A 9,631-nucleotide genomic window follows, 5' to 3' on the forward strand; every position below is an offset into this window, starting at 1 on the left:
GTGTACGGACCCCGCCAGCGCCCCGCCTTCGTGGTCAGCCGCAGCGTGCACCGCGCCCTCAACGGCCTGCCGCCGGTGGTCTACGACCGGGGCGGGCAGACCCGCTGCTCCCCGCGCGGTGCGGGCGGCCGGACCTCGGACAGGCCCTGGGCCTCGCGGGCCGCGATCTCCTTGAGCCGCATCGACAGCTGGAGGGTGCTGGGCCGGTCCTCGGGGTCCTTGGCCAGACAGGCCCGGACCAGCGGGGCCAGGGAGTCCGGCACCCCGTGCAGGTGCGGCTCCTCGTGCACCACCCGGTAGAGCATCACCTCGGAACTGCCGTGCCCGAAGGGGGAGTCGGCGGTCGCGGAGTAGGCGAGGGTGGCCCCGAGGGCGAACACGTCGGTGGCGGGGGTGACGGCGGCGCCCCGGACCTGCTCGGGGGCGAGGAAACCGGGGGAGCCCACGGCGGTGCCCACGTGGGTGAGGGTGGAGGCGCCGGTGGCCCAGGCGATGCCGAAGTCGATGATCCGCGGCCCCTTGGGGGACAGCAGGATGTTGGAGGGCTTGAGGTCCCGGTGCACGACCCCGGCCTCGTGCACGGCCACCAGTCCCTCGGACAGTGCCGCCCCCACCGCGGCGATCTGCGCGGCGGAGAGGGGGCCCTCCTCGGCGACCTTGTCGTGCAGGGAGGGGCCGGGAACGTACTGGGTGGCGAACCAGGGGCGCTCGGCCTCCAGATCGGCCGCGACCAGCCGGGCCGTGCAGCCGCCGCGGATCCGCCGGGCGGCGGACACCTCGCGGGCGAAGCGGGAGCGGAACTCCTGGTCCTCGGCGAGGTCGGGCCGGATCACCTTCAGGGCCACCCGCTGGCCGCGCCGGTCGGAGCCCAGGTAGACCACGCCCATGCCGCCCGCCCCGAGCCGTCGGTGCAGCCTGAACGAGCCGACGACACGCGGGTCCTCGCGCCGGAGCCGCATCATCGCCATGTCCACCCCGTGTGCCCGGTCGTCCTGTTGACGTGGCACAGCTTACGGACCATCCGCCATCTGCGCTCAGAGGCCGCGCCCTCCGCGGAAGATTCGATTGTCAGTACGGTGCGCGGCACTTGAGGGTTGCTCAGGTGCGCGGCACCTCCTCCGTCGACTTTCCGCCATCGCGGCCAAAACCCTGTGGGATCAAGGAAATTGGGCCGCCGCCCGCGCGGAGCGGGCCCGGCGGGCGCGGGCGGCCGTGGGCACGGATGTACGAGCGGTCCGGGCCGTGCGCCGCGCGGCGATCGGGACGCCGGGTGAGCGCGGGGGTGCGGGAAGTGACCGAAGTCACCCCGTGATCGCCCCGTGCGGCCGACCCTTCCGGGTAGACCCCCATCCCAGGGCGGACGTCTCCACCCAGGGGAGTACGTCGGGGGGTGGAGCGTCATCCTCCCGTAGGCCAGGCAATGGGTCCACAGGCATGAGGACCCGGGCGTCCCGGCCTCCTAGGCTTGAGAACAAGCGGCGGGTGCGTACTCGTCCCCCGAGGTCAGATGCCCGCCGCTGCGAACGTCAAGTGAAACGAGTGAGGAGAGGGACATGGCGATCGTCCGTGCGCAGGCCCGCGAGGGCACCACGCGACACCCCCTGGTGGCCACGGCCATGGTCCTCCCCCTCGCCGCCCTCCTGGTCGTCGTCTTCGGCGGCTGGGAAGCGGTGGTCACCCAGGCGTCGTCCGTAGGGGCCATGCTGGGGCGCTGAGCGGCGCCCCGGGTCCGGGAGAGCGGCCCGGACCGGGACATCGGCCGAACAACCCCGTGGGGACGGGGGTGCGGCGGACGGCATACGAAGGGGTGTCCGGACGGCTGGGGAGCCGCCCGGGCACCCCTTCGCTTTCCCCACCACCGACCCGCCGTCCCACCCCGCGGCGGTGTCCGGGCGCGCCCCCGGGCGGCCGGGTACGATCCCCGCACGCCCGACGACCTGGGGGAACACATGAACCGCTTCGCCGCCGAGCTGGCCGCCCTGGCCGTCCCCGGCGACGGCAGCCTCCTCCCCGGACACGCCGACGCCCGGGCCCACCGGACGGGCCTGCCCCGCCAGCACGTGCTCCTCGCCGACCGCCCCGACGGCACCGTGGTCCGCAACGGCCCGGTCGTCGTCAAGGCGCACGCCCCCGACACCGATCACGCCGCCCTCGGGGTCCGGATCCGTGTCGCCGCCGCCCCCGCCCTGGCCGGGATCCTCCTCCCGCCGCTGCCCCTCGCCCCGGCGACCGGATCCCTGACCACGGTGCTGCGCGGCCGCCCCGTCTCCGCCTGGCCGCACGGCCACCCCGTCGACCCCGACCGGCCCGAGGCCGCGCCCTGGGAGGACGCCGCCCGGTTGCTGGCCGGCCTGCACCGGGTGCCGGTCGCCGCCCTGCCCGGACCCCTGCCGCCGATGCGGGGCCCCGCCAAGGTGGCCCGGGCGCTGGCCAGGATGGCCGCCGCGGGCCCGCACCCCGAGGCCGCCGCGGTCACGGCCGCCGCCGCCGGGCTGCCCGCCTGGGCGCGCGGGGAGCTGCCCGCCCCGCCCGGCACCGTCCTCTGCCACGGCGACCTGCACCTCGGGCAGCTGGTCCGCCATCCGGCCCCCGAGGGACCCTGGCTCCTCATCGACGTGGACGACCTCGGTCTCGGGGACCCGACCTGGGACCTGGCCCGCCCCGCCGCCTGGTACGCCGCCGGCATCCTCGCCCCCGAGGTCTGGGACCGCTTCCTCCACGCCTACCGGGAGGCGGGCGGCCCCGCCGCGGGCCCCCGGGGCGCCGACCCGTGGCCGGTTCTCGACACCGCTGCCCGGGCGTTGACCGTGCAGACCGCCGCCCTCGCCCTGGCCAAGTCGGTGGCCGAGCGGCGCGAGCTCGACGAGGTGGAACGGCTCGTGGTGCAGAGCTGTGCCCGAATCGGCACACTCCCGCAGGACTTGGAAGCGTCCGCCCCGTCATAGGGTGAGGGCCGCGTCACCGGGCATGCATCCGGTGACGAAGTCCGACGGCGAGGAGTTGAAGCCGATCATGCAGTGTCCGAAGTGCCACGCCATGATGCACACGTACAACCGCAGCGGGGTCCAGATCGAGCAGTGCAGCGGCTGCCGCGGCATATTCCTGGACTACGGGGAGCTGGAGGCGCTGACCCGCCTGGAGTCCCAGTACGGCCAGGTCCCCCCGCCGCCCGCGCCGCCGGCCTACCCGGCGCAGCAGGCCCCGGCCTGGGGAGCCCCGCAGCACCACGGTCACGGTCACGGACACCACGGCCACGGACACCAGCGCGGTTTCGGCCGGATGCTCTTCTCCTCCTGAGGTGCGGCTCCCCGGCCCTCCTCGCGGCGGCGCGTCCCGCCCGCCGGGGGAGGGGCCGGGACCGGCCCCCTACGCCACGACGGCTCCACCCGCACGCGGACACGCGAGAGCCCCGGCCGTCATGGACGGCCGGGGCTCTCCGGCGGTGCGCGATACTGGGATTGAACCAGTGACCTCTTCCGTGTCAGGGAAGCGCTCTCCCGCTGAGCTAATCGCGCGGGTCCCGTAGTCCCCGAAGGAACCGCAGGTGAAAGCTACTGCGTGCGCGATACTGGGATTGAACCAGTGACCTCTTCCGTGTCAGGGAAGCGCTCTCCCGCTGAGCTAATCGCGCGGGGGATCCGAAGATCCAGTGGACGATACTGGGATTGAACCAGTGACCTCTTCCGTGTCAGGGAAGCGCTCTCCCGCTGAGCTAATCGTCCTTGGAGGTGGAGACGGGATTTGAACCCGTGTAGACGGCTTTGCAGGCCGTTGCCTCGCCTCTCGGCCACTCCACCATGGAGCCGTGGGGGTTCGGGAAGATCCCCCACTTCGAGCGGACGACGAGATTCGAACTCGCGACCCTCACCTTGGCAAGGTGATGCTCTACCAACTGAGCCACGTCCGCCTGTCGCCGTTGCGCTCCGGGGTTTTTCCTTCGCTCCCCGGCGACGTGTTGAACTCTAGCGGATTCCGGGGCCAGCTCAAAAACGCGTTTGCGCAGCGTGCTGACGCTGCTCGCCCGCCGGACACCGGGCGGCCGCCCCACCGGCACCCCGCACCCCGCCCCGACCTGCGCCCCGGTCACCGACCCGCGCCGGGAACGGGCGGGACCGCGCCGGAGGCGGGCTGACCGCGCGCGGTAGCGTCGGGGTCGCACGAGGCGAGTGGAGGGACCGTACGGTGAAGATCTGGCTCGACGGAGAGCTGCGCGCGGCGGACGAGGCGAAGGTGTCCGTGCTGGACCACGGGCTGACCGTGGGTGACGGCGTCTTCGAGACGCTGAAGGCTGTGGACGGCCGGGCCTTCGCCCTCACCCGCCACCTGGACCGGCTGACCCGCTCCGCGCGCGGGCTCGGGCTGCCCGACCCCGACCACGACGAGGTGCGCCGCGCCTGCGAGGCCGTCCTCGCCGCGAACCCGATGCCCCTCGGACGGCTGCGGATCACCTACACCGGCGGGCTGTCCCCGCTGGGCTCCGACCGCGGCGAGACCGGCCCCACGCTGGTCGTGGCCCTCGGTTCCAGCGCCCCGCGTCCCGACACCACGGCGGTGATCACCGTCCCCTGGGTCCGGAACGAGCGCAGCGCGCTGACCGGCCTGAAGACCACCTCCTACGCCGAGAACGTGGTCGCCCTGGCCCGGGCGCACGCCGCGGGGGCCTCCGAGGCCCTGTTCGCCAACACGGTCGGCCGGCTCTGCGAGGGCACCGGCTCCAACGTGTTCGTGGTGGTGGACGGGGAGCTGCACACCCCGCCCGTGCCCTCCGGCTGCCTGGCCGGGATCACCCGTGCCCTGGCCGTGGAGTGGACGGGCGCCCGGGAGACGGACCTGCCCTTCGAGGTGCTGGAGAGCGCCGAGGAGATCTTCCTGACCTCGACCCTGCGCGACGTGCAGGCCGTGCACCGGGTGGACGGGCGGGAGCTCGCCACCGCGCCGGGCCCCGTCACCGCGAAGGCCATGAGGGTCTTCGCGGAGCGGGCCGCCGACGACCTGGACCCCTGACGGGCACCGGAGCGCCGAGCGGCGGCCGGGACCGCACCGGTGACCGCAAAGCCGGGTGACGCGCGGCCGCGGGGCAGGTACAACACCAAGGATGACCACCACCCTGCGGCCGACCGGGCCGCTCCAGCAGAACAGTGACGGGGCGCGGGCGCGCGCCTACGAGATCTGCGTCAACAGTCGGCACGTCGGAGTCCTGGAACTGGCCTCCGACACCCAGTTCGGGCCCTCCGTGGGCGTCGTCAGGGGTCTGGCCGTGGACGGGCCGGACCGGCGCCGCGGCCGGGCCACCGTGGCGGCGCTGGCCGCCGAGGAGGTCCTGCGCTCCTGGGGCTGCACCCGGGTCAGGGCCTCGGTCCCGGCCGGCGCCGAGGGCGCCCACCGCCTGGTGACCGCCCTCGGCTACCGCGAGCTGAGCCGCAACATGGTCAAGGAGCTCGTCCCGGGCCCGCGGCCGCTGCCGCCCGGGGCCGCCGCCCGGCCGATCGCCCCCGCGGAGTACGAGGACTGGTCGGAGGCGGCCCGCGCCGGCTTCGCCCAGGACTGGGTGGACCGCGGGATGACCCCGGAGGCCGCCCGCGCCAAGTCCGACGCCTCGCACGCCGAACTCCTCCCGCGGGGCCTGGACACCCCCGGCACCTGGATCCGGATCCTGGAGGCGGACGGCGAGCGGGCCGGACAGGTCTGGGTGGCCGCGCGCGAGGTGGCGCCGGGACGGCCCGGGGCCTACGTGTTCGACGTGGAGGTGCCGGCCGGACAGCGCGGGCGCGGGCACGGCCGGACCCTGATGCTGCTGGCCGAGGGGGTCGCCCTGGAGGCGGGGGCGGAGCTGCTGGGCCTGCACGTGTTCGCGGGCAACGCCCCGGCCCTCGGGCTGTACGCGTCGCTGGGGTACGTCACCACCGAGCGGCACTACGGCAAGGACCTCTGAGGCCCGGCGGGACGGGGCCCGCGCCGCCGCCCGGCTCAGCCGGCCGACAGGCGGTCGACGATCTCCTCGATGCGGGCCCGCAGCCCCTCCTGGCTCTTGCCGCCGTCGAGCCGTTCCCCGCCGATCACGTAGGTGGGCGTGCCGGTGATCTTCAGGGCCTTGCCCTCGGCCTGGTCGGCGTCGACGATCAGGATGTGCCGGCCGTCGATCAGGGCGGTGTCGAACTCCTCGACGTCCAGACCCAGTTCCCGGGCCACGTCGAGGAGCACCGCCTCCCCGCGCTCGCCCAGCTCTTCGGCCCGGGCGAGCACGGCCTCGGCGTACGGCCAGCCCTGACCCTGCTCGATGGCCTCCTCGGCGGCCTGGGCGGCGGCGAAGGAGTGCTTGTGCTTCTCCAGCGGGAAGTGCCGCAGGCGGATGTCGAGGCGGTCGCCGTGGCGGGCCCGGAGGGCGTGCAGGTCGACCAGGGCGCTCCGGCAGTCGGGGCACTGGAGTTCGCACCACACGTCCAGGACGACGGGACCTGCGGTGACGGGCTGGGATTCGCTCATGGGCCCCAGTCTTCCAGCCTCCGCGCGGCCGCCCGACCAAGGCCCGGGTCCGGGCCCCGACCGACACCTGGGGAGGAGGTCGCCCCCGAGATTCCCCGGAGATCCGCGGGGGAGGGGTGCGGGACGTGGCCCCGGCGGGGATCACCGGTGCAGGATGGAGGAAACCCTCCGGGGCGCCGCGGCCGGACCGCGCGGCGGGGCCGCCGGGGGCCGAGGGCTGGAGGGCCGCATGCTTGCCGAGACCATATGTTCCGCCGTGGCGGCGGCCGGCCTGGGTCTCGCCGCGGTGACGGCGTACCGGCGGCGGTTCCTGGCCGCGACGCGCACCGCCGCGTACGCGCTGGTCCCGCTCGGGCTGGTCCTCACCGGTGTCGTGGAGTGGGCGGCCGGGATCGTCTTCAAGCCGACCGTGTGGGCCGGATTCGGAGTGTTGGGCCTGGCCTGGGTGCTGTTCGTGGTGACCCGCGCCGTGGAGCGGCGGCGGTCCGGGGGCGAGCTCCCCGAGGCGGCCGGTGCCGCGAAGGCAGGTCGGGGCAAGGGGCGCGGGGCCGTGGCCCCCGGGGCCGCCTCGCCCGCCCTGGGTGGCGGCCGTCCCGCGGCCGCGCCCGCCGCGTCCACCGGCCGGGCGGCGGGTTCCGCCGCACCGGAAGAGGACTTCTCCGACATCGAAGCGATCCTGAAGAAGCACGGAATCTGACCGATCCCGTCAAACCCGGCGAACTCCCGCGCCCCGATGGCGTGTTGAGAGCGGCCGGTCCCGGGGCTGCGCCATCATCTCCCCGAGATGCCCGAGACCTCCCGGGGCGAGGCCCCCACCCTCCCGGCCCCGGCGCCCCCGCCCGGTGCGGGCGAGCCGACCGAGCCCGGCCCCGAGCGGCGCGGCTGCCTGTTCGCGCTCTCCCAGCCGCCGCTGATGATCTTCCTGACGGTGATCGCGGCCCTGCTGCTGATGGCCGCCGTGCACGACCTGCTGCTGTTGTGACCGGGTCGTACCGCACCCTGTCCTTGTCCCCGGCCCGACGCCCGTGCGTCGTGTCGGCGGCCCCGGGGGACTACTCCCCGGCTTCCTTGCGGCGGGCCCGGTAGGCGGCCACGTGCAGCCGGTTCCCGCAGGTCCGGCTGTCGCAGTAGCGGCGGGAGCGGTTGCGGGACAGGTCCACGAAGGCCCGTCGGCAGTCGGGGGCCTCGCAGCGGCGCAGCCGCTCCCGCTCTCCCGAGACCACGATGAAGGCCAGTGCCATCCCGCAGTCCGCCGCGATGTGGTCGCCGACGGAGGCCCCGGGGGCGAAGTAGTGCACGTGCCAGTCGTAGCCGTCGTGGTCCGTCAGGCGCGGGGTGGTCCCCGCGGACGCCACCAGCTCGTTGATCACCCCGGCCGCGGTCCGGGCGTTCCGCGCGGCGAAGACCTGGGCGAAGCGGGTGCGGACCGTGCGCACCCCGGCGAGGTCGCGGGCCCCCAGCTCGCCGACGTCGCTGATCTCGTGCTCCCGCACGAAGTCGCGCAGCGCCGCCACGTCCGAGAGCCCGTCGGGCTGGTCCTCGTCGGGGGCGGTGTTCACCAGGTCGACGACGAGGTCGAGGGCGCGACGGGTGTCGTGGGGGATCTGCACGTTCTGGCTCCCTGCGGCCTGCTGCGGGGCCGTTGCCCGCCGATGCTGGCCGACTTTAGCGGGTCTCCCGAAAAGCGCACCGGCGCTGTTCCCGCGGACGGCTTCCGCGGGAACAGCGCCGTTACGTGCGTATGTGGTCGTCCGGCCCACACCGTCGCCCCGAGTCGGACGGTGTCGGGCGGTCGCCGGGCTGGCTCAGCTTTCCGCCAGGATGTGGGAGAGCTCCTGGTCGAGATCGAAGTGCCGGTGCTCGGTGCCGGGTGGCACGGCGGCGTCCGTCCTCTTCAGGAACGACTCCAGGGCTCTCGCGGGGGCTTCGAGCAGGGCTTCTCCCTCCGGTGAGCTCAGGGCGATGCACACCACGCCCTGGCCGTGACTTCGGGACGGCCAGACACGGACGTCTCCGGTTCCGGTGGGCCGGTGCAGGCCCTCGGCGAGGAGGTCGCGGGCGAAGACCCACTCCACCGTCTCCTCGGCGCCGGTGTGGAAGGTGGCGTGCACGGCGTAGGGGTCGGCCGTGTCATACCGCAGGCCCGCCGGAACAGGCAGTGAGGACTCGCTCGACACAACGAGGCGCAGGTGCAGCTCGCAGCTGACCGTGGTGTTCATAAGCGCCAGGGCCTTTCGCTCAGTGTGCGCTCGGGGATTCGCACGTCGGCGAAATCGACATGCCACCTACGGTGCCGTTGTAAACCCCTCTGACCGTTTTGCGGGTCTTCAGGTACCTCGTACGGCGGATCGCGCAGCTCGTTCGCCTGTGCTTCGCGCTCCGGTACCGTGGCTCCCATGAATACGGGGAGTGACGAAAAGAAGTCCGCAGAGCACCCTGCCGAGAGCCCTGCCCTGAACCCTGCCGACAGCCCGAAGGGCCCCTCGGAGGGCGGCCCGGACGCGAGCGCGGCCGACGGGACCGAGGAGCCGCCCGAGCAGCCCCTCGGCTCACGGGCTCCGGAGTTCATCAAGGCCCGCCGCACCCTGCACCTGAGCTGGCAGGTCGGCGTCTTCATCGTGGGCCTCGCCGTGGTCGCCGCCGGGGTGAGCATGCTGGTGCTGCCCGGGCCGGGCTGGGTCGTGATCTTCGCGGGCATGGCGATCTGGGCGACCGAGTTCGTCTGGGCGCAGCTCGTCCTGCGTTGGACCAAGCGCAAGGTGTCCGAGGCCGCCAAGCGCGCCTTGGATCCGAAGGTCCGCCGCCGGAACCTGATCCTGATCTCCACCGGCCTGGTGATCACGGGCGTGCTCTGCGGGATCTACCTGTGGAAGTTCGGACTCGCGCTGCCCTGGGACGTCGGGAACTGACCCGCGTGCCGGCCCGGGGTCGGCGTCGTAGCCCCGACCAGGCCCGATGCCCTCCCCGGCCGTCCCGGACGGTCGGAGGCACCCTCCGACATGGGGTAATGTTCTGGGTGTGCCCGGGCGATTAGCTCAGCGGGAGAGCACTTCGTTCACACCGAAGGGGTCACTGGTTCGATCCCAGTATCGCCCACCCGGACCGAAGGCCCGGAGACCGAAAAGGTCTCCGGGCCTTCGGCGTATCC

11 protein-coding genes, 6 tRNA genes and 1 pseudogene are annotated in these 9,631 nt (G+C 73.9%); 9 read left to right on the plus strand and 9 right to left on the minus strand.

Annotated elements, in window-relative coordinates; all coding sequences use genetic code 11:
• Positions 1-104: 104 nt before the first annotated feature.
• Positions 105-968: pseudogene (locus ABTZ17_RS34450) on the minus strand (serine/threonine-protein kinase); the annotation flags it as partial.
• A gap of 585 nt (positions 969-1,553) precedes the next feature.
• Here ABTZ17_RS34450 and ABTZ17_RS34455 point away from each other — a divergent pair.
• The 3 genes from ABTZ17_RS34455 to ABTZ17_RS34465 all read left to right on the plus strand — a co-directional run bounded on the left by ABTZ17_RS34455 (position 1,554) and on the right by ABTZ17_RS34465 (position 3,297).
• A complete protein-coding gene (locus ABTZ17_RS34455; RefSeq protein ID WP_352199753.1) occupies positions 1,554-1,715 on the plus strand; it encodes a hypothetical protein in 162 nt (53 codons plus the stop codon).
• 234 nt (positions 1,716-1,949) lie between these two features.
• Positions 1,950-2,945: a phosphotransferase family protein gene (locus tag ABTZ17_RS34460; RefSeq protein WP_352199754.1), complete on the plus strand. Its 996-nt coding sequence runs from the start codon at positions 1,950-1,952 to the stop codon at positions 2,943-2,945.
• 67 nt (positions 2,946-3,012) lie between these two features.
• The gene (locus ABTZ17_RS34465) at positions 3,013-3,297 is read left to right on the plus strand and encodes a TFIIB-type zinc ribbon-containing protein (RefSeq protein ID WP_352199762.1); all 285 of its coding nucleotides are present in this window, start codon (positions 3,013-3,015) and stop codon (positions 3,295-3,297) included.
• Positions 3,298-3,443: 146 nt separating this feature from the next.
• On the opposite strand, the gene ABTZ17_RS34470 is transcribed toward ABTZ17_RS34465, so the two are convergent.
• From ABTZ17_RS34470 to ABTZ17_RS34490, 5 genes are all read right to left on the minus strand, one after another.
• Positions 3,444-3,515 (minus strand) — tRNA-Val (locus ABTZ17_RS34470).
• Between the two features lie 44 nt (positions 3,516-3,559).
• Positions 3,560-3,631 (minus strand) — tRNA-Val (locus ABTZ17_RS34475).
• A 19-nt stretch (positions 3,632-3,650) separates the two neighbouring features.
• Positions 3,651-3,722, minus strand: a tRNA-Val gene (locus ABTZ17_RS34480).
• Between the two features lies 1 nt (position 3,723).
• Positions 3,724-3,797 (minus strand) — tRNA-Cys (locus ABTZ17_RS34485).
• A 37-nt stretch (positions 3,798-3,834) separates the two neighbouring features.
• Positions 3,835-3,907, minus strand: a tRNA-Gly gene (locus ABTZ17_RS34490).
• A gap of 275 nt (positions 3,908-4,182) precedes the next feature.
• Here ABTZ17_RS34490 and ABTZ17_RS34495 point away from each other — a divergent pair.
• Both ABTZ17_RS34495 and ABTZ17_RS34500 read left to right on the plus strand, forming a co-directional pair.
• The gene (locus ABTZ17_RS34495; protein ID WP_352199755.1) at positions 4,183-5,004 is read left to right on the plus strand and encodes an aminotransferase class IV; all 822 of its coding nucleotides are present in this window, start codon (positions 4,183-4,185) and stop codon (positions 5,002-5,004) included.
• A gap of 91 nt (positions 5,005-5,095) precedes the next feature.
• Positions 5,096-5,932, plus strand: coding sequence for a GNAT family N-acetyltransferase (locus ABTZ17_RS34500; RefSeq protein WP_352199756.1), 837 nt, complete (start codon positions 5,096-5,098; stop codon positions 5,930-5,932).
• Between the two features lie 35 nt (positions 5,933-5,967).
• Here ABTZ17_RS34500 and ABTZ17_RS34505 read toward each other — a convergent pair whose 3' ends face one another.
• On the minus strand, positions 5,968-6,483 hold the full coding sequence (locus ABTZ17_RS34505; protein WP_352199757.1) for a DsbA family protein: 516 nt from the start codon (positions 6,481-6,483) through the stop codon (positions 5,968-5,970).
• Between the two features lie 229 nt (positions 6,484-6,712).
• Here ABTZ17_RS34505 and ABTZ17_RS34510 point away from each other — a divergent pair, with 229 nt between their 5' ends.
• Both ABTZ17_RS34510 and ABTZ17_RS34515 read left to right on the plus strand, forming a co-directional pair.
• Entirely contained in the window at positions 6,713-7,180 is a 468-nt protein-coding gene (locus ABTZ17_RS34510) for a hypothetical protein (RefSeq protein WP_352199758.1), read from the plus strand.
• Between the two features lie 87 nt (positions 7,181-7,267).
• The gene (locus ABTZ17_RS34515) at positions 7,268-7,465 is read left to right on the plus strand and encodes a hypothetical protein (RefSeq protein WP_352199759.1); all 198 of its coding nucleotides are present in this window, start codon (positions 7,268-7,270) and stop codon (positions 7,463-7,465) included.
• A gap of 70 nt (positions 7,466-7,535) precedes the next feature.
• Here the strand turns inward: ABTZ17_RS34515 and ABTZ17_RS34520 are convergent, their stop codons facing one another.
• Positions 7,536-8,093 carry a CGNR zinc finger domain-containing protein gene (locus tag ABTZ17_RS34520; protein WP_352199760.1) on the minus strand — a complete coding sequence of 186 codons (558 nt, stop codon included), beginning with the start codon at positions 8,091-8,093 and terminating at the stop codon, positions 7,536-7,538.
• Positions 8,094-8,288: 195 nt separating this feature from the next.
• Positions 8,289-8,702 carry an SsgA family sporulation/cell division regulator gene (locus ABTZ17_RS34525; RefSeq protein WP_004002642.1) on the minus strand — a complete coding sequence of 138 codons (414 nt, stop codon included), beginning with the start codon at positions 8,700-8,702 and terminating at the stop codon, positions 8,289-8,291.
• 177 nt (positions 8,703-8,879) lie between these two features.
• Between ABTZ17_RS34525 and ABTZ17_RS34530 the strand changes: the two genes are divergently transcribed.
• Together ABTZ17_RS34530 and ABTZ17_RS34535 are read left to right on the plus strand one after the other, a co-directional pair.
• Positions 8,880-9,392 (plus strand): TIGR02611 family protein, encoded by a 513-nt coding sequence (locus tag ABTZ17_RS34530; RefSeq protein WP_352199761.1) that lies wholly within the window; start codon positions 8,880-8,882, stop codon positions 9,390-9,392.
• A 115-nt stretch (positions 9,393-9,507) separates the two neighbouring features.
• A tRNA-Val gene (locus ABTZ17_RS34535) sits at positions 9,508-9,579 on the plus strand.
• Positions 9,580-9,631: the final 52 nt, after the last annotated feature.

It is taken from the genome of Streptomyces sp. NPDC097619, assembly GCF_040302735.1.
GTDB lineage: Bacteria > Actinomycetota > Actinomycetes > Streptomycetales > Streptomycetaceae > Streptomyces.

Excerpts from the sequence above, each read along its gene's own strand:
- ABTZ17_RS34530 (WP_352199761.1), top strand. The coding sequence starts at position 8,880 with ATGAATACGGGGAGTGACGAAAAGAAGTCCGCAGAGCACCCTGCCGAG.
- ABTZ17_RS34505 (WP_352199757.1), bottom strand. The coding sequence starts at position 6,483 with ATGAGCGAATCCCAGCCCGTCACCGCAGGTCCCGTCGTCCTGGACGTG.
- ABTZ17_RS34460 (WP_352199754.1), top strand. The coding sequence starts at position 1,950 with ATGAACCGCTTCGCCGCCGAGCTGGCCGCCCTGGCCGTCCCCGGCGAC.
- ABTZ17_RS34510 (WP_352199758.1), top strand. The coding sequence starts at position 6,713 with ATGCTTGCCGAGACCATATGTTCCGCCGTGGCGGCGGCCGGCCTGGGT.
- ABTZ17_RS34515 (WP_352199759.1), top strand. The coding sequence starts at position 7,268 with ATGCCCGAGACCTCCCGGGGCGAGGCCCCCACCCTCCCGGCCCCGGCG.
- ABTZ17_RS34465 (WP_352199762.1), top strand. The coding sequence starts at position 3,013 with ATGCAGTGTCCGAAGTGCCACGCCATGATGCACACGTACAACCGCAGC.
- ABTZ17_RS34525 (WP_004002642.1), bottom strand. The coding sequence starts at position 8,702 with ATGAACACCACGGTCAGCTGCGAGCTGCACCTGCGCCTCGTTGTGTCG.
- ABTZ17_RS34455 (WP_352199753.1), top strand. The coding sequence starts at position 1,554 with ATGGCGATCGTCCGTGCGCAGGCCCGCGAGGGCACCACGCGACACCCC.
- ABTZ17_RS34500 (WP_352199756.1), top strand. The coding sequence starts at position 5,096 with ATGACCACCACCCTGCGGCCGACCGGGCCGCTCCAGCAGAACAGTGAC.